Source organism: Stenotrophomonas maltophilia group sp. msm1 (genome assembly GCF_032025805.1).
Taxonomy (GTDB): Bacteria; Pseudomonadota; Gammaproteobacteria; order Xanthomonadales; family Xanthomonadaceae; genus Stenotrophomonas; species Stenotrophomonas hibiscicola.
The window spans coordinates 630,001-652,202 of sequence record NZ_JAVSKH010000001.1; the positions used below are offsets into that span (position 1 = coordinate 630,001).

Genomic DNA, 22,202 nt, shown 5'->3' on the forward strand with positions numbered 1-22,202 from the left:
GGGGGCGAATTCTAGAGATCCTGCAGATTTCGTCAAGGCTTTTTTTTCATGGTGATGACAGAAGCGCCGCGACTTCAGGCATGACGTACGCTCGAATATCACTGCGGCGTTGCCCGCGCGTTGCGCGGTCAACGCCGCAACGGCTATCAATGCACGGATGCAACAAGGAGAGACGGCAATGAACATGCAGGTGCGGCAAGCATGGTGGCGCGACCTTTCAGTGCCGGCCGTGGTCGCCGGCTTCATCACCGTGCTGGTCGGCTTCGCCAGTTCCGCAGTGATCGTGTTCCAGGCCGCACAGGCTGTCGGTGCCGACCAGGCACAGATCGCCTCATGGATGTGGGCACTGGGACTGGGCATGGGTGTCACCTGCATCGGGCTGTCGCTGCGCTATCGCGTGCCGGTGGTGACCGCATGGTCGACACCGGGCGCGGCGATGCTGGTGGTCGGTGCTGGTGGCGACTCGCTCGCTGAAGCCACCGGCGCATTCCTGCTCGCTGCGGTGCTTGCCATGCTGGCAGGCTTCTCCGGGGTGTTCGCACGATTGATGCAGCGGGTGCCGATGGCGCTGGCCGCCGGCATGCTGGCCGGCGTGCTGCTGCGCTTCGGTCTGGACGTGTTCGTGGCCATGAATTCCCAACTGGTACTGGCACTGGCAATGTTCGCCACCTGGCTGGCGGGACGCCGCTTGTTCCCGCGCTATGCGGTCATCGCCACACTGCTGGTCGGCATCGCGGTCGCAGCCAGCCGTGACCTGCTGCACGCACAGCAGGTGCAGCTGCAGCTGGCGGTGCCGCAATGGGTGACCCCGTCCCTGTCCTGGACTGCGGTAGCCGGCATCGCCCTGCCCCTGTTCGTGGTCACCATGGCCTCGCAGAACATCCCCGGTGTGGCAGTGATGCGTGCCTCCGGCTATGACGCGCCGGTGTCGCCGCTGATCGGCTGGATCGGCGTGGTCAATACGTTGCTGGCGCCGTTCGGTGCCTACGCACTGAACCTGGCCGCGATCACGGCCGCGATCTGCATGGGCCGTGATGCGCACGAGGATCCGGCACGGCGCTACACCGCCGCCATGGCCGCTGGGGCTTTCTATATTGTCATCGGGCTGTTCGGTGCCACCGTGGCCGCCCTGTTCGCGGCTTTCCCAAAGGAGCTGGTGGCCTGCGTGGCCGGTATCGCGTTGTTCGGCACCATCGCCAACAGCCTGGCCAGTGCGCTGGCAGTAGAGCAGGACCGCGAGGCGGCACTGGTCACCTTCCTGGTCACCGCCTCCGGCGTCTCACTGGCCGGCATCGGTTCGGCGTTCTGGGGCCTGGTGGCCGGTGCGCTGTGCCTGCTGGTGCTGCGGCCGCGTCAGGGCCGCTGACCTGTCCTACCCCGCCAGTGCGGCGCCGACGGTGCTCAACACCACCGAGATGACGATGGCGGCCAGTGTGGCGACCACGCTGGTGCCGCCGCGTGCGGTGAGCTCGCTGCGCAGCCGTGCGTCATCGCCGCCGCTGACGGCACGGGCTTGGGCGATCAGGCGTTGGCAGTGTGCCAGATACCAGGTGTTGCCAAAGGTGCCGGTGGTGACGCTGAGCGCGATGGTGATGACCAGCGACACGCCTTCGGGCACATCCAGCAAGGTCTCCACCACGCTGATCAGCAGCAGCAGGCCGACCCACATTGCCGCCAGGCGGTACATCCTGCGGTACATCATCCAGATCGGGCCGAGCAGGAAGGCCGGCCAGTGCCAGGTTCCATTGGCGGTGGCAATGCCCTGATCCAGTCGCCAGCGCTGGCGATAGATCGGGAAGTTGCCGCCGACCACGCTGGCGTACAAGGCCATCTCGCCCTCCAGCCCCGCGGCGGCAGCCGTATCCGGTGCAGCGGCGGGGGCTCGATACGGATCGGACGGATCGCCGACACTTGGCGCAACGACCTCAACCGGTGGGGCTGTGTCGATATCCGGAGCCGGCGACATCTCGATGGGCGTTGAATCCTGTTCCAGCTCCGCCAAGGGGCGCCACGAGGGCATGCCTTCGCGCCACAGCAGCGTGCGTGCCGTCACCGTGCCGTCCTGCTGCAGGCGACGCAGGGCGGCCAGGTCAACCGGTCCTTCGCTCTGCCTGCTGTTGGCGTACCACCACTGTGCGTCCTGCATGAAAACATCCTTGCTGCGTTGATTCGTTACCGGGTTACCGGTGTCCACGGTGCCGCGGACAATGTCTGTGACAGCACATGGCTGCCACCCGGCGGCAGGGTCACCACGTCGGGTCCGGCGTTGGCCGCTTCCAGGCAGACGTAGTCGCGCCAGCCCTCACCCACATCTGCCATCTTCGCTGCAGCCTCGGCACCGGGATTCCACGCCACCAGCGAGCGGCTTCCTTCCGTACGGATGTCGATGCGGCGTTTCAGCACCGGATCACGCAGGACATAGTGACCCTTGGCCTGCGTGTAGATGCGGTCGCTGCGCCCGGGATCACGGGGATCGCGCAACGTCCAGGCGCCCTGCTGCCGACGCGGCGTCGCATAGTTCTCGAACTTGTCCAGATAGTCCAGTCCGTCCACGCCGTCCACATCCACCGCGCTGGCATCACCCACGCGGAAATAGTTGTGCAGCGCCTGGGTGATGCTGGCAGGGGAACTGCCGACGTTCTCGGTGATCAGTCGCTGGGTCAACTGGCGGCCTACGCGCACAGTCATCCTCAATCGCAGGTCCAGGCTCTGCAGCACCGGGGGTGCCAGCGTGAGCTCGATGCTGCCGTCGTCCAGGCGACGGGCCTGTTGCAGTTCCCACGGCACGGTACGGACGAAACCGTGGGCGGGCACGTCGTTGCCCTGGCCTTGGCGGCCGAAGTACGGCCAGCAGACGGGGCTGCCTCCGCGGATCGGCGTGGGCAGTTCGGCGCGCCGGGGGGACAGCCACATCAGATCCGGCTGGCCCTTGGGCACGAAGGAAAGCAGCTGGCCGCCAAACACACTGATGGCCGCGCTGGCGTCGCCGGTTTCCACCAGCCAGGCATCGAGCCCCTGGTACTGCCCGCTGCGTACACCCTGGATCTGCTGCACGTGGGATCGACTCCGTATGGCCGGCGATTGCACGGCACTGTAGTTGCTGGGAAGCATGAAACGCGTGGGCACCGGTGCAGTGCGCGGCGCGTTCTGCAGAGTGCGAAGGATACGCTGTCCCGCGCGCCCATCTGCGTTGGCCCAGCCCAGGCGCTGCTGCTCGACCTGGATGGCGCGACGCGTGGCCGTACCGATCATGCCGTCGGCGCTTCCGATGTCGTGGCCGCGGGCCAGCAACAGGGTCTGCAGCTGGCGGCGCTCATCGCGGCCGATACCGGGATCATCGGTCGGCCAGGCCGTGGCCAGGCCCGTGCCGCCACGCAGCTGGTCGGCCAGCGTGGCGATCGCCAGCGCGTAGCTTTCGGCAGCGTTGTAGCTGTAGATCGCGTCGTAGTTGCGGAACACCAGCAACCCCGGGCCCTTGCCGCCCGCCGGCAGCAGCAGGGCCGCGCGCGCGTCGGCAGGCAGGTTGGCCGGGGCCAACGCGCTGCCATCCAATGCGGTCACACCTTGCGCACGCCAGTCGGCCAGCGCCCGACGCTGGGTACGCCCGGCCTGGCTGGCGTCGAAACCGGGCGGGATACGCACTTCCATGCCCCACGGCTCTCCGCTGCGCCAGCCGGCGCGCTTGAGGTAATTGGCGGTGGAGGCCAGCGCATCGGGAATGCTGCCGACCAGATCGCGGCGGCCATCGCCATCACCGTCCACGGCGATGCGTGCATAGGTGCTGGGCATGAACTGCGTATGCCCGAAGGCGCCGGCCCAGGAACCGGTGAGCCCCTGTGCCTGCAGGTCGCCGCGGTCGATCAACTTGAGCAGGGCCAGCAGCTCACCACGGAAGAAGGGCTGGCGGCGGCCGGCACAGGACAGCGTGGCCAGCGACTGCAGCAGCGGGCGCTTGCCGAACACACGGCCGTAGTCGCTCTCCACGCCCCAGACCGCGACGATGGTGGCCGGGTCGACGCCGTACTGGGCCGACACCCGATCAAGCAGGGCCCGATGCTGCTGCAGCAGGACGCGCCCATCGTCCACGCGCTGGCGATCGACCAGCGCGGCCAGGTAGTCCCAGATCGGCGTGGTGAATTCCGGCTGCGCGTCGAGCAGGCCGAGCACGCTGGGATCGGGGGTGAGCCCGGCGATAATCCCATTGAAGCGGTCGGCACTGATGCCCTGGCTGGCGGCTGTCGATTGCAGGACGGCCAGGCAGCGGCTGAAAGCGGCATCGCTGCTGGCCGCAGGCGCTGCTGTCGAAGCGGGTGCCGCGGCGAGCACGGCCGCCAGGCCGAGCGTGGTCAGAATGGGCATGGCGTCCTCCGTGTTGCCGTTGCAGGGCCATCTTAGGCGCAGCGTAGGCGAACCTGAAGCAGCGCGGGCTGGCGGCGGCTAAAGGGCGCGAAGCAGGCGCAGGCCATAGGCCGGGCTTTCAGCATCCCAGCGCCGCACGACCTGCAGGCCCGCTGGCAGCAGCAACGCTTCGAAGCTGTCGTCGGTGTACTTGTGGCTGTATTCGACGCGGATCGGCTCGTCGGCCTGGAAGTGGAAGGTGCGGCCATCCAGACGGACGTCCTGTGCGCGCTGGCTGACCAGATCGGTTTCGATGCGCAGCCGCGCGATGCTGTAGCGGGCGCGGTGGCGGAAGCCGTCCAGATCGAAGTCGCTGCCGATCTCGCGGTTCAGGCGCGCCAGCAGGTTGAGGGTGAATGCAGCAGTGATGCCCTGCACATCGTTGTAGGCGGCTTCGATCAATGCCGGGTCCTTGTGCAGATCGATGCCGACCAGGGCCAGGCCATCGCGGCCCATGGTCTGGCGCATCGCGCGCAGCAGTGCGACGGCATCCTCTTCGACGAAATTGCCCAACGTGGAGCCCGGGAAGAACAACAGGCGCCGCGCAGGCTCGCGTTCCGGTGCCGGGACGGCGACCGCGCGGGTGAAGTCGGCACAGACCGGCAGCATCTCGACGTCCGGCAGCGCCGGGGCCAGATGGTCGATGCTGGACAGCAGCGCGGCGCGCGAGATCTCGATGGGGGTGTAGGCCACGGGGTCCTGCAGTGCCGCCAGCAGCAGCGCGGTCTTGCGGCCACTGCCGCTGCCCAGCTCCACCACAAGAACATGAGGACCGACGCTGCGGGCGATGTCCGGCAGCACCCGCGCCAGCAGCGCCAGCTCGGTACGCGTGGGGTAGTACTCGCAGGTCTGCGTGATCTGCTCGAACAGGCGTGAGCCGCGTGCATCGTAGAAATACTTGGATGGCAGCTGGCGCGGTGTGCGCGACAACCCGGCCACCACGTCGGTGAGGATCTGCTGGCGGCCGGGGGTGAGGTCGGTCAACGCCTGCAGCGCGTCGTGCACGGTGCTCATGTGAGGTCCCTGGCCAGGCGCAGTCCGGAGAACTGCCAGCGCGCCGGCGGCATGAAGAAATTGCGATAGCTGGCGCGCACATGGCCCCGTGGCGTGACGCAGCTGCCGCCGCGCAGCACCCATTGGCCGCACATGAACTTGCCGTTGTACTCACCGAGGTTGCCCGCGAAAGGGCGGTAGCCGGGATAGGCACCATACGCGCTGTGAGTCCACTCCCAGACATCACCGAACAGCTGGCGCAGGCCGCTGCCCTGCCCCGCCTGCGGGTGCAGGTGATCGTCATCGGCAAAGTGGCCCCGCACCGCCTGAGACGCGGCGGCGGCCTCCCACTCGAACTCGCTGGGCAGGCGTGCCCCGGCCCAGCGGGCACAGGCATCGGCCTCGAAGTAGCTGAGATGGCAGACCGGCGCATGCGGATCCAGCTCGCGCCAACCGCCCAGGGTGTATTCGCGCTGCAGGGTGTCATCCCAGTACAGCGGGTGCTGCCAGTCCTCGGCTTCACGCAATGCCCAGCCTTCACTGAGCCACCAGCGCGGTTCGCGGTAGCCGCCGGCATCGATGAAAGCACGGTACTCGGCATTGCTGACGGGACGTTCGGCCAGAGCATGTGCCGGCAGCAGCACGCGGTGCGGCGGCGATTCGTTGTCGTAGGCAAACGCAGCGTGCTGCGGCCAGGCTGCAGCGCCGACGGTAACGATGCGCTCGGGTGATTCGATCCAGCCCTGTGCACTGGCAGCGCCAGGGGGGGTGGGCAGGTCCTCGCGGTAGGCCGGCTGCAGCGGATTGCACCAGAACGCGTGCTTGATGTCGGTCAACAACAACTCCTGATGCTGTTGTTCGTGCTGCAGGCCCAGCTGCAGGTTGTGCAGCGCGTGTGGGTCCAGGTCACCTGCCGATAGCCGCGACTGCACCTGTGCATCGACCTGCTGGCGATAGTCATGCACCTGCTGCAGCGAGGGCCGTGAGAGGAGGCCGCGCTGCGGCCGGGCATGGGCGGGGCCGATACTCTTGTAGTAGCTGTTGAACAAGTAGTCCCATGCAGGGTCATGTGCAGGCGCAGCCGGGAAGCCGGCCAGCACGAAGCGTTCGAAGAACCAGGTGGTGTGGGCCAGGTGCCACTTGCTGGGGCTGGCATCGGCCATGCTCTGCAGCATGGCGTCCTCGGCGCTGAGCGGGCCGGCCAGTTGCATGCTGCGCGCACGCACGCGTGCGAACTGGTGGGCGAGATCGTGCTGCGGGGCAGCGACGGCGGTGGGTACGCTGTCCATGCCGACAGCATCGGTGCCGGCGGGTGAGTGCGATGTCATGGTCCGGCGTCACTTCGTTCACATGGATGGGCCTGCCGCATTCAAGAAGCCGCCCCGAACGCCGCTAACGGCAATGCTGCGGCCGCGTCGTCACCGCGCTGGAATTCCTGATTGCCCCTGCATCCGCTCCGCCAGCCTGCGCACTACCTGTTCGTGCTGCCCGCCGTGCTGGTTGCCGTGGTGCTGTGGGCGGCGTTGGGCAACGAAGACGTGGCCAGTCCGGCCCAACGCGTTCTGCCCTGGCTGCTGGCCTGCCTCGGTGCCGGCCTGGCCCTTCTCTACCACCAGGTGCGTGCGCTCTGCCTGCTGTTGGTGGTGGCAGTCATGTTCGCGATGCTGCACCAGGATGTCGGCGGCTACCTGCGCAGCGGCCATGTCAGCGCGCTGACACCGCTGCGCTTCCATGCCATCTCGGCGTGGCTGCCGTTGCTGTTCGCCGGCCTGTCATTGTGGCCGGAGCGTGGGCGGCGCAGGCACGACCTGCTGTTGCGCTCCGTCGCCAGCAGTACGGCATTGCTGATCTTCCTGCTGCTGGCCGCGCAGCAGCCGCGCGGCATGCATGATCTGCTGTCGAACCGTCATTGGGCGTGGATCCCGGCCGACTGGAACGCGCTGGCGCAGCTGCCGGCGCTGCTGTTCCTGCTGGCCACGGCGGCGCTGGGTTGGCAGGCATGGCGGCATCCGCGGCCGCTGCACACGGCTATGCTGCTGGCGCTGCTGTGCCTGTGGTGGATGCTGCCGAGGGTCTTCCTGCAGCCGGTGCTGTTGCCTGCGCTGGCCAGTGCGGCCCTGCTGCTGATGCTGGGCGCGATGCTGCAGGAGTCGTTCCACATGGCGTTCCGCGACGAACTGACCGGCCTGCCGGGGCGCCGCGCCTTCAATGAGACCCTGCAACGGGCGCGCGGCACCTACAGCATCGCGATGGTGGACGTGGACCACTTCAAATCGTTCAACGACACCCACGGCCACGACACCGGCGACGACGTGCTGCGCCTGGTGGCCTCGCGGCTGGCGCGGGTCGGTGATGGTGGACGTGCGTTCCGCTACGGCGGCGAGGAGTTCGCGGTGGTGTTCCTGGGCCAGCCGGCCGACGCCTGCATGGATGCCGTGGAAGCCTTGCGGCAGAGCATCGAGGACACCCGCATGCAGCTGCGCGACCGCAGCACCCGCAGCCGCGACGATGACGCCGGGCGTCAGCAACGCGGGCGCGGCGGCAGCGGCCCGGTGGTGCAGGTGACGGTGAGCATCGGCCTGGCCGACAGCCTTGTGGACCCGCGCCCGGCAGCGGTGGTCAAGGCCGCCGACCGGGCGCTGTACGCAGCCAAGGACGGCGGCCGCAACCAGATCCGGGCGAACGCCGGACAGCGGGCTGAGGATCAGACTGCGTCGAGGTAGTACCAGCGACCGTCGATGCGCAGGAAGCGGCTGTGTTCGGTCATCTTCACCGCGCTGCCGCCGCCTACCCGGTAGCGGGCGGTGAACCTCACCTCGGCGCTGTCAGCGCCGGTGACGGTGTGCTCATGGACGGTCAGGCCCAGCCAGTGCGTACGCTGCCCGGGCGCGTCATCCAGCGACAACTCGACCGGACGCGTGTCCGGATGCCAGCTCTGGCGCAGGTAGCCTGCCAGGCCCCGCACGTACGCGCTGTAGCGCGAACGCATGAGGCGTTCGGCGTCGGGGACGGTGTCGCCGGCATGGAAACGGCCACAGCAGGCGGCGTACTCCGCGGGAAGCCCGCAGGGACAGGGATCGGCAGGTTTTCGGCTCATGCGCGCATTGTCGCGCGGGGCGCCGCCAGCATCCATCGGCGAAGGGCGTATGCTGTCGCGCCCCCACCTTGATTGATCGCCGTGCTGGAACTGGTTCCCCCCGAGTTGTGGTGGCTGGTGGTGATCGCCTTCATCGCCGGTCTTGTGGATGCCGCCGTCGGTGGCGGTGGCCTGGTGCAGCTGCCGGGACTGTTCACGGTGCTGCCGCAGCAGACACCGGCGATGCTGTTCGGCACCAACAAGTTCAGTTCGATGTTCGGTACCGGTGCGGCTGCCTGGCGTTACGCGCGCAACGTGCGTTTCCCGTGGAAGCCGGTACTGTTCGCGGCTGGTACCGCCTTCATCTTCTCCTTCGCCGGGGCCACTGCGGTAAGCCTGCTGCCCAAGGACGCGGTGCGCCCGCTGGTGCTGGTCCTGCTGATCGCGATGCTGGCCTACACGCTGTGGAAGAAGGACTTCGGCGCGTTGCACCGGCCACAGGAGATCGGCCGCCGCGAGCTGGTGATCGCACTGGCGATCGGTGCGGCGATCGGCTTCTACGATGGATTCTTCGGGCCGGGTACCGGCAGCTTCCTGATCTTCCTGTTCGTACGCTTCTTCGGGCTGGATTTCCTGCGCGCGTCAGCGGCATCGAAGGTCGTGAACCTGGCGACCAACGTGGCAGCGATCTCGTTCTTCGTACCAACCGGCAACATCCTGTGGCTGTTCGCGCTGCCGATGGCGGCCGCCAACATCATCGGTTCGGTGGCGGGCACGCGCCTGGCGTTGAAGGGCGGCACGCCGTTCATCCGCAAGCTGTTCGTGGGGCTGGTGGTGGTGCTGATCGCGCGGATGGCGTGGGACACGTTCCGCGGTTCGTGAATGCGGTTGCCGGCCAGCGGCCGGCACAGCCGGGTCGTGAACCCCGCCCATGGGTGGTGCCGGCCGCTGGCCGGCATTCCCCATTCGATCGGCCGGGTCAGGCCTCGGCTTCTTCCGGTTCGTTGGCCTGCTGGCGACTGCGCTCGGGCAGCTTCAGGCGCTTGCCTTCTTCGTCGTACTCGATCAGCAACACCCCGGAGTCGTGGCGGCCGCTGATTTCGACGAAGCAGGCGCCACCGATGAACGGCTCCAGCGTCATCACCGACTTCAGCGGGGTGGCGACCACCATCTGGAAGCCGAAGTTGTCGAAGATGTTCATCGCCAGGGCGGTGAACTCGTTGTCGGCCTTGTCGAAGGCCTCGTCGAGCACGACCGCGGCGTAGCTGGGCAGCTGGCTGTCAGCGCCGCCAAGCTGGTAGCGCAGCGCTGCTGCCAGGCAGGTGGTGGCCAGCTTCTGGCGCTGGCCACCGGACTTGCCGGCGCCGCTGCGGTAGATCTCGACCTGCTGGCGCGTTTCCGCATCCAGCTCGACGCCGATGAACTCCACGTGCATGCGCACGTCCAGCACCAGCTCGCGCCAGCGCTTGTCCTCGCCTTCCTGCGAGCCGAGGCGGTTGACCAGCTGGCGCAGCACGGTGAACTGCGATTCGGCCAGCTCGCGCTGCTCGGTCTGCTGCTGCGACAGCACCTCGCGCAGCTGCAGGTGGAACTCAGCGACCTCCGGCAGGCGGCGGTCGCTCAGTTCGATGGTCAGCAGCGTGCCACGGTTGAACGGCACCTGCTCCAGGCTGGCGTTCACCTCGTCCAGGCGCTGGCCGATCGACTTGCGGGCCTCTGCGCTGTGGCGCTGCAGGGCCAGCAGGTTGTTCTTGCTCTGGTTCTGCAGCAGGTCGAAGAAGCGCTCTTCGTGCTGTGGCAGGCCGTCGCGTTCCAGCCGTTCGAGGCGTGCGAGGAAGTCCTCGGCCGAGGCCACCGACACGGTGAAGTCGCCCGACTCCTCCGGCCACTGCTGGATGAAGCGACGGAAGCAGCCGATCAGCTGGTTCTCGATGCGGTTGAGGTCCTGCTGCGAGGACGACAACTGCTCGTTCAGCGCGTTGCTGACCTGGCGCATGTGCGCTTCGAGCGTTTCCAGGCTGAGCGGACCCTGTTCCTGCAGGCGCTCGGCGAGGCCGGCTTCCTGCTCCTGGGCCAGGCTCGGCAGCACCAGTGCACGGCTCTGCTGGCGTGCGCGGTCCAGGCGATCACGTTCCTTGACCAGCTGGCCGCGCTCGACGCGGACGTCTTCATAGGTGCGGCGGGACTGCTCGATGTCGGCGCGCACGGCGTCGATCTGCTTGGCCAGCCTGGCGAGATCGGCGTTGCCTTCGCGCAGGTCGCGCAGGGTGGCTTCGATATCGCTCAGGCGCTGCTGCGGAGCGGCGATATCGATCTCGTTCCAGCTGATGCTGACCAGCTCGTGGCAGGCCAGGCGGCGTTCGTTGTCGCGATCACGCTGGCCACGCAGGCGCGCGATGTCGGTCTCGCAGCCGGCGATGCGCTTGGCCAGTTCCTGTGCTTCACGCTCGAAGGCGCCGACCTTGTCGTGGTTGTTGAAGCCGAGAATCCAGCGACGGCGGTCACCCACCGCACTGCGGTCGTCCTTCTCGAAGCGGTCGCCCGGATGCTTGACCTGGCCTTCGCGGGTGATGCCGCGATCGACGTTGCGCAGCTGCTTGGCATCGACGCACTCGTAGTCGAAGCGCTTGCCAAGCTCACGGCGCAGCCAGCTTTCGAACACGTGCTCGCGCAGTTCCAGCTTGTGCAGCAGCGACTTCGTCGACGGCTCGCGCGCGAACGCATCATCGTTGCGGCGCACGCGGTAGTAGGTGAAGCGCATGCCCAGGTGGGTGCGGTTCACCCACTCGGCGACGTCGTTGTAATGCTTGTCATCGACCAGCAGCGACAGCGCGAAACCGCCCAGCACGCGCTCGATGGCACCCTGCCAGCCCTGCTCTTCGGAGCGGACCTGGATCAGTTCGCCAACGAACGGCAACGCTGCCTCGGCGATGCCGGTCTCTTCGGCCAGGCGCGCACGCAGCTTCTGCATCGGCGCCGGGATGTTGGACGGTGTGCGCTGCATCGCTTCGAGTTCGGCACGGACTTCGCCGAAACGGCGCTCGTCATCGCGCTTGCCACCGAGGCGATCACTGATCGCATCGTCCAGTGCCGAGGAGGCACGCTGGCGGTCCTGCAGCTCGTTCTGTGCGCGCTCGACCAGTTCGGCGAAGCCATGGGCGTCGTCCGGCAGTTCGGCCCCCAGTTGCTGCGCCGCCTGGCGTGCCTGCTCGCGCTTGGCCTGGCGGCGGTCACGCTCAGCTTCGGCACGGCCCTGCTCGCGTTCCAGTTCCTCGATGCGCTCACCGCCCTGCTGGCGGCGCTGCAGCTCCAGTTCGGCCAGGCGTTCGGTGTGATTGTCCAGTGCGGCACGGCGCTGGGCTTCTTCGCCGAGCAGGCCGCGGTCACGCACGTCCATCTCGCGCAGGCGCGCTTCGATCAGCGCCTGGCGCCGGCTTTCGCGGAAGCTGTCGACACCCAGCTTCAGTGCTTCGTCGTCGCCACGACGGCGGTGCATTTCCTTCAGGTCGTTGTAGTAGGCGCGCGCCGGCAACAGGGTTTCCACCTGGCGGCGGGCAGTGACCACCGCCTGGTGCGCGCCATCAAGCTCGGCGAAGTCGCTGACCAGGCGCTCGGCGGCGTCGAAGGTCTTCGGCGTGTCGAGCATGAAGTCGCGCAGGAAGACGTTGAGGTCTCCCAGGTTCTTCGCCGACTGCGTCTTGTGCAGCAGGCGCAGCGCCATCTCGTTGTCGATGCCGAGCAGGTCGCGGAAGCGCTCGGCGTAGCCGGAGAAGGTGTCGAAGTGGTGCAGGTCGGACAGCTTCTGCTTGAGCTTGCGCAGGTCCAGGTCGAAACCGCCGAGGTCCTTGGCGATGTCGAACGGGCGCTCGGCGATCATGTAGTGCTTGCGCACATCACCGGCCGAGGTGCCGTTGCCGGAGATCCACAGCAGGCGCACCAGGCTGACCACGCGGCCATCACCAGCACGGTACTCCAGCACCAGTGCGGTCCAGGTCGCGCCCTTGCGCAGGTACTGGGTGGCGATTTCGCCGGTGCCGCTGTCCTGCTGGTCGGCCCACGCGCCGCGCACGTAGGACACCAGGTTGCGGTCGCGGCCACTGCGCTCGGCTTCACGCGCAGCGGCGTTGAAGTCGACGATGGCCGGCGGCGTCAGCAGCGCGGACATGGCATCGAGCAGGGTCGACTTGCCCGAGCCGGAGCGGCCGACAAACAGGAAGCCGCGCTCGGCGATCGGCACTTCGGTCAGGCCGTTGAAGGTGCCCCAGTTGTGCACCTGCAGGCGGCGCATGCGGAACTGCTGCAGGCGCGGGTCCGGCAGGCCTTCGTTGAACAGTGCGGGAGTGTGCTTGGAGATAGCCATGCGATGGTCGGGTCTCTCAGGCCTCGGCGGCCGGGGTTTCGCGCAGCTGGCGGTACACCGCCGAAAGCTGGGACACGTCTTCGGCGGAGAACAGCAGCTTCAGCGCCGGCGAGACTTCGTGGCGGTCATCCTGGCCGCTGAGGCGGGTCAGGATGTGGTTGTCCTTCATCTTCTGCACCGCCGAGGCAACGCGGCGGTTGAAGCCGGCGCGGTCGGTGGACAGGTTCTTTTCATAGATGGCCAGCGCTTCGGCCATCTCGGCGTCGGCGACCACCGCGCGGTTGCCGCGTGCATCGGCCTCGGCCAGCTGCTGGCGCAGGTACAGCAGCAGCACCGAGTCGATGAAGGTCAGCGGCGAGGTGCGCAGCAGCACCGGCGCATCAACGTCTTCGGTATCGGCCTGGCGGGTGAACGCCACGCCGCTGTCGCGGTCGAGCACCAGTTCCAGGAACAGGTCCGCCAGCGATGAGCGGATGGCCGCTTCGCTGCGGATCAGCGCGGGCCACAGCTTGGCGTGGCGCAGCTGGTCGATGCTGGGGCCGATCAGCAGCTGGCACAGCGCGCGGCGCGCATCCAGCGGCAGGCGCCCGGTGTCGCCGAGGTAGTACACGTCGTTGCCACGGCGGGGCTGCGCCATGGTCGCCGCCGGCTCGGCCTCGTAGGCGTCTTCCGCCACGTCGGCCTGCGGTGCTTCGATGGGATCTTCATGCCAGCTCATGGCGTCTCTCCTGGGTGAACCAAACCAGCGGGATGCGGGCGCGGCGGATCTGGCCGTCGCCACCGCGCCATTGCGCAAGCTCCTGCTCGCCGGCGACCACGTTGCCGAAACGCGTGCCCAGCGACAGGTAGCCGATGACGCTGCCGAGGCCCTGCGGCGCTTCGCGCTGCGACAGGGCCTGGGCGATGCTGAGCCGCGGCTGTGCATCGAGCAGGTCGTGCAGGTCGCGGCGCAGGGTGCGGAAGTCGATTTCGGACGAAGCGACCAGATCGCCGACGCTTTCCAGACTGATCGCGGCCGCGTCGTTGTACTCGACGTTGCCATCGACCTGGGCACTGCGCGGATCGTGCAGCTTCCATTGCGACCACGAACGCAGGCGGCTGGTGGTCAGCTGCAGGTCACGGCCGATGCCGCGTTGTGCGGGGAACTCGTCACGCAGCGCCAGCGCTTCGGACTGCGCCTGCTTGAGCAGCTGGTTGAGGCGGCGCTGCTCCAGATAGCCACGGCTCTGTACGAAGCCGCGCAGGCTGCGCGCGAAGTGCTGCAGCACGTCGTGCACCTGGCCACCGCGCTCGAGCATGGTGCTGGTGAAGCCGCGCAGGAAGTTGCGCTCGTTGCGGTCCAGGCGCCGGGCAAAGCCACGCGCCAGCACCGCTTCCAGCGCGGCATCGAGCTGGGCGCTCTGCTCGGCGTCATTGAGCAGACGCCAGAAGGCCTGGAAGCTGCGCCCTGCATCACTCTCGCCGATCACGTCCACGCCTTCGAACAGCTGCGACAGCACGTCGCCGCGCTCGCCTTCATCGTCGATGATGCGTTCGCGGAACTCGCGGTTGAGCTGCTCGAAGTCATCGCGCACGCGCCGGAAATCCTCGGTCAGCTCGTCGGCCAGGCCGATGATCTGGCGCGCACGTTCCAGGGCGCGCTTGCCATCCAGCGCGGTGACGCGGCCGGCGCCGACGCGGGCGATCTCGGCGTCGATGCGGTCGCGCTCGTCGCGCAGCGCCGAGAGGCGGGCATCGGGGTCGGACTCGGTCTGCGCGGCCAGCTGCGAGAGCTGTTCGATGACCAGTGCCAGGCGGCTCTCGGTGGCGGCCACGCGAGCCTGCTCGAGGCCGTCGGCGAAGCGGATCGCCTGTAGCGCTGCGGTCGACAGCTCGTACTGTTCCTGGTCGGCGCCTTCGGGCAGGCGGCGCTCCAACCAGCCTTGGGCCAGCCAGTGCGCGATGTAGGCCTGCGCGGTCCGCGGCAGCTCGCGCGAGAGTTCATCGCCGGCCAGCTGGTCCAGCGCGCGCTGCAGGCGCTCGTTGAGCACCGACGAAGGCAACGTGCGCTCGCCGTCCATCAGCAGGCCCTGCAACAGGCCGATGATTTCCGGGGCATGGTCGGCGGCAAGCAGCTTCCACTGGGGCTGTTCGCGCAGGTGACGGTAACGGGCAATGCGTTCGCGATGCTTCATGCAGCGAAAAGAGTCATGAGGTCTGGTGGGGACAAGCAGCCACCCACGGCGGCTGCGTGGGCAGCCGTGGGCATGCCGGCCACCAGGGGCCGGCGCGGTGCGGGCAAGCGGCTCAGCGCTTGCCGCCCACTTCGATGAAGCGCAGGAACTCGGCGCGGGTGCGCGCGTCGTCGCGGAAGCTGCCCAGCATCTTGGAGGTGACCATGCTGACGCCGCGCTTGTGGATGCCGCGGGTGGTCATGCACTCGTGGGCGCCTTCGACGACCACGCCGACGCCGATCGGCTGCAGCACGTCCTGGATGCACTGGGCGATCTGCGCGGTCATCTTCTCCTGCACCTGGAAACGGCGGGCGTAGGCTTCGACGACGCGGGCCAGCTTGCTGATGCCCACCACCTTGCCGGCCGGCAGGTAGCCGACATGCACGCGGCCGATGATCGGCGCCATGTGGTGTTCGCAGTGGCTTTCGTACTCGATGTCACGCAGGACGATCAGTTCGTCGTAGCCGGCCACTTCCTCGAAGGTCCGCTCCATGTAGGCGCGCGGGTCGTCGCGGTAACCGCTGAACCAGTCGCCATAGGCTTCGGCGACACGGCGGGGCGTATCCAGCAGGCCTTCACGGGACGGGTCCTCACCGGCCCAGCGCAGCAGGGTGCGCACGGCATCCTCGGCCTGGTCCTGGGTCACGTCGCCCTGCGGGGCGGCCTTTTCGTTGTTCTTGCTCATTGCGTACAGCGTCCCGAACGGGGGGCGAGCATCGTACCCGACCGGGGGGTGGGTCGTCCTGTGGGGACGGTTCATCGGGGGGCGGGCGGCGCCTTGTTTGGTATCGGCTTGGATGGGGAAGGGCGGCAGGGCAGGACACGCCGTAAACCCATCCATGGGGGCTCGGTCGGCGCATCCATGCGCCTCACGGTCCTGCCCTGCCGCCCTTCCCCATCCCTGACAGTTTCCTGCGGGCGCGGCCGGACCGCCCGAAAGCGGGGGCAAAGGCGGGGGTTCATGGCTTCGGAAGCAGCGCGCCGCTGCTGTGGTGTCTTCTGCTTTGGTGGGTGCGGACCGTTGGTCCGCACTGCTTCTGCTCTTGCTTCCAAGAGCCAACCCACCGCGCTCGCGGGGTGATGGGAAGGCAGCGGGGGCCGGGCGGGGCAGGACCGTCCGCGGCATGGATGCCGCGGCCGAGCCTACAGGGACGTACTTGCGGCGTGTCCTGCCCCGTCCGGCCCCCGCCGCCCCACCCGACACCAGGCAGGCGCAACGCTTTCCTCAACACACCCACCCATTCATAAAAACCCATTGATAGGAATGAAATTAGTAGTATCCTATCTATCTCTTATGGACCGACCCCTCGACGAGCGCACCGTGCTGCAGATGCAGCTCAGCTCCGGCCTGCTGTACGCAGGGCGGCAGTGGCAGCGCTTGGCCGACAGTCGGCTCGGCAGCTACGGCATCTCCACCGCCTGCACCATGCCCCTGCTGATGATCGGCCGCTCCGGCGGTGGCATCCGCCAGGTGGCGCTGGCCCAGCAGCTGGGCATGGAGGGTCCTTCCCTGGTGCGCCTGCTGGACAAGCTGTGCGCCAGCGACCTGGTCCGCCGCGAGAGCGACGCCAGCGACCGCCGCGCCAACCTGCTGTGGCTGACCGACGCGGGCCATGCGCTGGTCAGCGAGCTGGAAGACCAGTTGATCGGCCTGCGCCAGGACGTGTTCGGCGAGCTTTCCATGGATGAACTGCACGCCGTGCTGAAGGCATGGCGCCTGCTGGCCGAGGCCGCCGACCGCATCACGTAAGACCGCTGCCCCCGAACACCGCCGCTGCCGTGCACACGCCAGCGGCTTTTGCCCGTTGCCGTTGTTCTGTTGTCCCTCCCCTCCCCCACCTCGCCCCCGCCCCTTCCGATGCCCGGTGAATTCAGTCTCCATGGAGTGTTCGTCCCGACCCTGCTCGGGTTGATGTTGTTGGCCTACTTGGTCAACAGCGGCCTGCACGCGCTGCTGCAGCGTGCCGGCGCCTATCGCCATGTATGGCACCCGGCGCTGTTCAACCTGGCGCTGTACGGGATCGTGCTGGGCCTGCTGTTCCACCTCCTGCGTTGGATGCAATCGTGAACAAGATCGTGAAGAAGACCCTGCCCATACTGCTGACCAGCGCAGCCGTGATCGTCGCCCTGCTGGTGCTGCGCCAGCTGTGGGTCTATTACATGGATGAGCCGTGGACCCGCGACGCCCATGTCGGTGCCGACGTGGTGCAGGTGGCACCGGACGTGTCCGGGCTGGTGGAAACGGTGAACGTGGCCGACAACCAGGCGGTGAAGAAGGGCGACGTGCTGTTCGTGATCGACCGCGCGCGCTACCGCATCGCGCTGGAACAGGCCAAGGCCAGCTTGGCCGAGCGCCAGGCCTCGGTGGCGCAGCTGCGCCGCGAAATCGGCCGTGACCGCAGCCTGCAGGATCTGGTCGCCGCCGAGGACGCCGAAGTGCGCCGCGCCAAGCTGCAGGCTGCACAGGCTGCGCTGGGCACCGCACAGGCGGCGGTCGACCTGGCCGAGCTCAACCTGGGCCGCACCGAGGTGCGCGCACCGGCCGATGGCCGGGTCAACGACCGCACCATGCGCGTGGGCGACTACGTGGTGGCCGGCAAGCCGGTGCTGGCGCTGCTGGACACCGGCTCGTTCCGCATCGACGGCTACTTCGAGGAAACCCGGCTGCGCGGCGTGGCCCCGGGGCAGCGCGTGGACATCCGCCTGATGGGCGAATCGGCGCCGCTGCGCGGCCATGTCGAGAGCATCGCCGCCGGCATCGAGGATCGCTACCGCAGCAACGGCAGCACCCTGCTGCCGAACGTGACCCCGGCCTTCGACTGGGTGCGCCTGGCGCAGCGCATTCCGGTGCGCATCGCGATCGACGAAGTGCCAAAGGGCGTTGAGCTGATTGCCGGCCGTACCGCCACGGTGACCGTACAGACCAACAGCACGAAGCATGCAGACAAGGTCGGCACCGCGCCGACACAGGCGGGCCTGTGAACGCCACCCTGCCCCGTCTCGGCCTGATCGTCGCACTGGCCAGCCTGGCCGCGTGCAAAACCGTCGGCCCGGACTATGCACTGCCGGAAGGCTCGGCGTTCAAGCGCCCGCAGGCCAATGCAGCCTTCATCGATACGCAGAACCCGCAGGTGGCCGCCAACCAGGCGCTGCCCGACCGCTGGTGGTCGCTGTACAACGACCCGGTGCTGGACGGCCTGATCACCCAGGCGCTGCGCGACAACGTGGAACTGAAGGCCGCCGATGCGCATCTGCGGCGTGCAGCCGCCGTTTACGAACAGGCGCTGGACGCCGGTGGCTTCGAGTACGAGGCCGAGGCCGGCGTCAGCCGCGCGCAGCTGTCGGCCGAATCATTCCTGCAGGAGCACGAGCTGCCGGTGATCAACCTGGCCGATGGCAAGTTTGCGGTCAGCTACCAGTTCGACCTGTTCGGCAAGCTCAAGCGCGGCGCCGAGGCAGCGCGTGCCGACGAGCAGTCGGTGGCGGCGGCGCGCGACCTGGCCCAGGTCAGCGTGGTCGCGCAGGTCGCCGACAGCTACCTGGAAATCTGCCACGCCAACCACGAACTGCACGTGGCCGAGCATTCGCTGCAGCTGCAGCAGCGCAGCCGTACGGTCACCGAGCGCCTGATCGCGGCCGGCCGCGGCACGCCGCCGGAACTGGCCCGCGCCAATGCGCAGGTGGCACTGCTGGAGGCGGCGCTGCCGCCGCTACGCGCGCAGCGTTCGGCGGCCGCCTATTCGCTGGCCGCGCTGCTTGGGAAAACCCCGGGCCAGCTGCCAGCCGGCGTGATCGACTGTGCGCACGCCCCCGGCCTGGCGCAGCCGCTGCCGGTCGGTGATGGCCGGGCGCTGCTGCAGCGCCGCCCGGACGTGCGCCAGGCCGAGCGCAAGCTGGCCTCGGCCACGGCGCGGATTGGGGTCGCCACCGCCGAGCTGTACCCGGACATCCGCCTGGGTGCCTCGGTGGGTGCCGCCGGCCTGCTGGAAGACTTCGGCACGCCGATGACCCAGCAGTGGTCGATCGGCCCGCTGATCTCGTGGACGCTGCCGTCCTCCGGCACGCACGCACGCATCCACGCCGCCGAGGCGGGTGCCGATGCCGCGCTGGCCGAGTTCGACCACACCGTGCTGCAGGCGCTGCGCGAGACCCAGACCGCGCTGGACCGCTATGCGCAGGACCTGCGCCGGCTGCAGTCGCTGCGCATCGCGCAGGAGCAGGCCGCACTGGCCGCCGAGCAGAACCGCCGGCTGTACCAGGGTGGCCGCACGCCGTACCTGTCCAGCCTGGATGCCGACCGCAGCCTGGCCACCAGCGATGCCACGCTGGCGGCCGCCGAAGCGCAGGTCTCGCGCGACCAGATCCATCTGTTCCTGGTGCTGGGCGGTGGCTGGCAGGCAAGCGCCACCGCGCCCAACGCCTCGACCGCAGCGAAGTAGGCCATGAACGCGCTGACCGACCGCCAGGCCTGGCTGTTCTCGATCAAGACCTACCTGGCCGCGGTGGCCGCGCTGTACATCGCCATGGCCGGCAACCTGTCGCGCCCGTACTGGGCGATGGGCACGGTCTACATCGTCAGCCAGCCGCTGCTGGGCCCAACCCGTGCCAAGGGCGTGTACCGCATCGTCGGCACCCTGGTGGCCGGCCTGGCCACCCTGCTGGTGCTGCCGGCACTGGTGGAAACGCCGCTGGTCCTGAGCGCGGCAATGTCGATCTGGCTAGCCGGCTGCCTGTTCATGGCCCTGCTCAACCGCGGCCCGCGCGGCTACGCGTTCCTGCTGGCCGGCTACACCACCGCCTTCATCGGCTTCCCCGCAGTGACCTCGCCGGAAACCATCTTCGACACGGTGGTGGCGCGCAGCGAGGAGATCATCCTCGGCACGGTGGTGGCGGTGCTGTTCGCCTCGCTGCTGTTCCCGGCCTCGGTGCGGCCGATGCTGCGCGCCCGCATCGGCAACTGGATGGAGGACGCCGCGCAGTGGTGCCGGCAGATCCTGGAACGTGGCCGTGCACACGCGCCACGCAACCGGTTGGCCGCCGATCTGGTGCAGTTCGAGGCGCTGATCGAATTCCTGCGCCGCGATGATCCACGCCATGCCGGTTCGGCAGTGTCGATGGAGCGCCTGCGCGAGCGCATGCTGCTGCTGTTGCCGGTGCTGTCCTCGATCGCCGACCGCCTGAGTGCGTTGCGCAGCGATGGCCAGGCGTTGCCGGAAGGCCTGCCGGAACTGATCGACGACATCCACGACTGGCTCGACGGGCCGACCAATGCCAGCGAGTACGCCCGCCTGCGCGCACGCATCAGTGCGCTGAAGCCGCAGGTGGACCGCGACCTGCAGCACCTGCAGCTGGCCAGCCTGCTGCTGCGCCTGGAAGAACTGGTGGACCTGTGGCAGGACTGCCGCACCCTGCAGCACGCCATCGACCACGGCACCGCGCCGCTGGACCGCGCGCACTACCGCATCCGCACCGAACGCGTGGCCGCCGACAAGCACGTCGACTACGGCATGGCGCTGTTCTCCGCGCTCAGTGCCGGCGTGGCGCTGATGAGCTACTGCGTGCTGTGGATCGCGCTGGGATGGGAAGGCGGCGGCAACGGCGCGATGATGGCCGCGGTGACCGCCGCGTTCTTCGCCGCACAGGACGATCCGGCACCGAGCATGGTGTCGTTCCTGGTGTGGGCGATGGTCGCCTCGGTGGTGGCCGGCGTGTACCTGTTCGGCGTGTTCCCGGCCGTGCACGACTTCGGCCTGCTGGCACTGGTGCTGGCGGTGGCGTTCCTGCCGCTGGGGCTGATGCTGCACCACCCCAAGAGCGCGTTGTTCGCGCTGCCGCTGACGGTGAACCTGGCCGCGCTGTTGAGCCTGCAGAACACCTACAGCGCCAACATCCAGACCTTCCTCAACTCGTCCATCGCGATGTTCATCGGCATTGGCTTTGCGGTGGTGATGACCCGCCTGTTCCGTTCGGTGGGTGCCGAGTGGACCGCACGCCGGCTGGTGCGGCAGGGCTGGACCACGCTGGCCGAAGCCGCCGAAGGACGCGGCCAGCAGGATCGGCAGCGCTTCGCCGCACGCATGCTCGACCTGCTGGGCCTGCTCGCCCCGCGCCTGGCGGCGACGCCCGAGGGCAGTGACATCGCCTCGGTGGACATGCTCAACGAGGCGCGCATCGGCCTGAACATCCTGCAGCTGCGCCGTGCACGGCTGGAACTGCCCGAGCGCAGCCGTGAGGCGGTCGAGCACATTCTTGAAGAGATCGCCGTGCACTACCGCCGGCAGATCGCTGCGCGCAAACCGATTGTGGCGGCCGACGCATTGCGCGAGCGGTTGGATACCTCGCTGGGACGGGTCGGCAGCGTGGGCGCCTGCAAGGCCCGCGACGAGGCGCTGATGGGCCTGATCGGGCTGCGCTTTGCGTTGTTCCCGGAGGCGAAGGCGTTGGCGCCGGGATGGGTAGGCGCCGAATCGCCGTCCGTGTAATGCGATCCGCCAAGCGCGGCCCGGCGCTACCATCGTGGCCCGGTAGCGCCGGGCCATGCCCGGCGGCCACTCGCGATCCCCACAGGACGGTTCAATGAGTTACGACATGATGGTGTTCGAGGCCAGCGCGGCCCCGCGCGAAGCGGCGGCCTTCATCGCCTGGTTCGAGAAGCAGACGCAGTGGAACGAGCGCCACGAGTACGACGACCCGGCGGTCAGCAGCCCGGCGCTGCAGGCGTGGTTCGCGGAGATGGCGCAGGAATTTCCGCCGCTGGACGGACCACTCAGCAACGACGATGACGATCGTGACGAAGTGACCGAGTACAGCATCGGCCGCGAAGTGATCTATGGCGCATTCACCTATTCGGTGGCCGAGCGCGCGCATGGTCGCGTGCAGGACCTGGCCGAGAAGCACGGCGTGGGGTTCTTCGATGTGAGCGCCGATGAAGCGGCGATCGTGTTCCCCGATGGCCTGGTGCTGATCGCGGAATGACGGGGGCGGCAGGGCTGCACCCTGCACCTGCCGAATCAACGTCAACGTCAAAAGCGGGTATTCCTTGGGATGGCGGGGTGGGTCCGGTTGAGGGGGACGCTGCAAGTACGTCCCTGTAAGCTCGGTCGCCGCATCATGCGGCTCACGCCCCCGCAACCGGACCCACCCCGCCTTCGACAGTTTCCCG

Annotated in this window: 18 protein-coding genes; 9 read left to right on the top strand and 9 right to left on the bottom strand. The window is 68.2% G+C overall.

The features are described from left to right. The first annotated feature begins 178 nt into the window (after positions 1–178). Positions 179–1,366: a benzoate/H(+) symporter BenE family transporter gene (locus tag ROV95_RS02820; RefSeq protein WP_312542827.1), complete on the top strand. Its 1,188-nt coding sequence runs from the start codon at positions 179–181 to the stop codon at positions 1,364–1,366. A 6-nt stretch (positions 1,367–1,372) separates the two neighbouring features. Here the strand turns inward: ROV95_RS02820 and ROV95_RS02825 are convergent, their stop codons facing one another. From ROV95_RS02825 to egtB, 4 genes are all read right to left on the bottom strand, one after another. After that, the gene (locus ROV95_RS02825) at positions 1,373–2,146 is read right to left on the bottom strand and encodes a DUF2628 domain-containing protein (RefSeq protein WP_312542829.1); all 774 of its coding nucleotides are present in this window, start codon (positions 2,144–2,146) and stop codon (positions 1,373–1,375) included. A 26-nt stretch (positions 2,147–2,172) separates the two neighbouring features. Next, a complete protein-coding gene (locus ROV95_RS02830) occupies positions 2,173–4,359 on the bottom strand; it encodes a lytic murein transglycosylase (RefSeq protein WP_312542832.1) in 2,187 nt (728 codons plus the stop codon). 78 nt (positions 4,360–4,437) lie between these two features. Continuing rightward, a complete protein-coding gene (egtD, locus tag ROV95_RS02835) occupies positions 4,438–5,412 on the bottom strand; it encodes an L-histidine N(alpha)-methyltransferase (protein ID WP_312542833.1) in 975 nt (324 codons plus the stop codon). Beyond that, on the bottom strand, positions 5,409–6,680 hold the full coding sequence (gene egtB, locus ROV95_RS02840) for an ergothioneine biosynthesis protein EgtB (protein ID WP_312542834.1): 1,272 nt from the start codon (positions 6,678–6,680) through the stop codon (positions 5,409–5,411). Before egtB ends, egtD begins: the two co-directional genes overlap by 4 nt. Before the next feature lie 150 nt (positions 6,681–6,830). On the opposite strand from egtB, the gene ROV95_RS02845 reads away from it, so the two are divergent. Continuing rightward, a complete protein-coding gene (locus ROV95_RS02845) occupies positions 6,831–8,114 on the top strand; it encodes a GGDEF domain-containing protein (protein ID WP_312542837.1) in 1,284 nt (427 codons plus the stop codon). Here ROV95_RS02845 and ROV95_RS02850 read toward each other — a convergent pair. Next, the gene (locus ROV95_RS02850) at positions 8,096–8,488 is read right to left on the bottom strand and encodes a YchJ family protein (RefSeq protein ID WP_026346891.1); all 393 of its coding nucleotides are present in this window, start codon (positions 8,486–8,488) and stop codon (positions 8,096–8,098) included. The genes ROV95_RS02845 and ROV95_RS02850 overlap by 19 nt on opposite strands. An 81-nt stretch (positions 8,489–8,569) precedes the next feature. On the opposite strand from ROV95_RS02850, the gene ROV95_RS02855 reads away from it, so the two are divergent. Beyond that, positions 8,570–9,349 (top strand): TSUP family transporter, encoded by a 780-nt coding sequence (locus ROV95_RS02855; RefSeq protein ID WP_134732508.1) that lies wholly within the window; start codon positions 8,570–8,572, stop codon positions 9,347–9,349. 97 nt (positions 9,350–9,446) lie between these two features. Here the strand turns inward: ROV95_RS02855 and ROV95_RS02860 are convergent, their stop codons facing one another. The 4 genes from ROV95_RS02860 to folE all read right to left on the bottom strand — a co-directional run bounded on the left by ROV95_RS02860 (position 9,447) and on the right by folE (position 15,725). Beyond that, positions 9,447–12,827 carry an SbcC/MukB-like Walker B domain-containing protein gene (locus ROV95_RS02860; protein ID WP_312542843.1) on the bottom strand — a complete coding sequence of 1,127 codons (3,381 nt, stop codon included), beginning with the start codon at positions 12,825–12,827 and terminating at the stop codon, positions 9,447–9,449. Between the two features lie 16 nt (positions 12,828–12,843). Then, entirely contained in the window at positions 12,844–13,545 is a 702-nt protein-coding gene (locus ROV95_RS02865; RefSeq protein ID WP_019658765.1) for a DUF4194 domain-containing protein, read from the bottom strand. Continuing rightward, on the bottom strand, positions 13,532–15,001 hold the full coding sequence (locus ROV95_RS02870) for a DUF3375 domain-containing protein (protein WP_019658766.1): 1,470 nt from the start codon (positions 14,999–15,001) through the stop codon (positions 13,532–13,534). Before ROV95_RS02870 ends, ROV95_RS02865 begins: the two co-directional genes overlap by 14 nt. Positions 15,002–15,113: 112 nt before the next feature. Continuing rightward, the gene (gene folE, locus ROV95_RS02875) at positions 15,114–15,725 is read right to left on the bottom strand and encodes a GTP cyclohydrolase I FolE (RefSeq protein ID WP_004141296.1); all 612 of its coding nucleotides are present in this window, start codon (positions 15,723–15,725) and stop codon (positions 15,114–15,116) included. 609 nt (positions 15,726–16,334) lie between these two features. Between folE and ROV95_RS02880 the strand changes: the two genes are divergently transcribed. The 6 genes from ROV95_RS02880 (at position 16,335) to ROV95_RS02905 (ending at position 22,015) form a co-directional block, all read left to right on the top strand. Further along, positions 16,335–16,790, top strand: a complete 456-nt coding sequence (locus ROV95_RS02880) for a MarR family transcriptional regulator (RefSeq protein WP_012481667.1) — start codon at positions 16,335–16,337, stop codon at positions 16,788–16,790. Positions 16,791–16,898: 108 nt separating this feature from the next. Continuing rightward, positions 16,899–17,108 (top strand): DUF1656 domain-containing protein, encoded by a 210-nt coding sequence (locus ROV95_RS02885; RefSeq protein ID WP_010487502.1) that lies wholly within the window; start codon positions 16,899–16,901, stop codon positions 17,106–17,108. Next, on the top strand, positions 17,105–18,022 hold the full coding sequence (locus ROV95_RS02890; RefSeq protein WP_043403026.1) for an HlyD family secretion protein: 918 nt from the start codon (positions 17,105–17,107) through the stop codon (positions 18,020–18,022). Before ROV95_RS02885 ends, ROV95_RS02890 begins: the two co-directional genes overlap by 4 nt. Continuing rightward, on the top strand, positions 18,019–19,479 hold the full coding sequence (locus tag ROV95_RS02895) for an efflux transporter outer membrane subunit (protein ID WP_312542846.1): 1,461 nt from the start codon (positions 18,019–18,021) through the stop codon (positions 19,477–19,479). Before ROV95_RS02890 ends, ROV95_RS02895 begins: the two co-directional genes overlap by 4 nt. Before the next feature lie 3 nt (positions 19,480–19,482). Then, positions 19,483–21,522 (top strand): FUSC family protein, encoded by a 2,040-nt coding sequence (locus ROV95_RS02900; protein ID WP_312542848.1) that lies wholly within the window; start codon positions 19,483–19,485, stop codon positions 21,520–21,522. Between the two features lie 94 nt (positions 21,523–21,616). Continuing rightward, positions 21,617–22,015 (top strand): hypothetical protein, encoded by a 399-nt coding sequence (locus ROV95_RS02905; RefSeq protein WP_312542850.1) that lies wholly within the window; start codon positions 21,617–21,619, stop codon positions 22,013–22,015. Positions 22,016–22,202 lie beyond the last annotated feature (187 nt).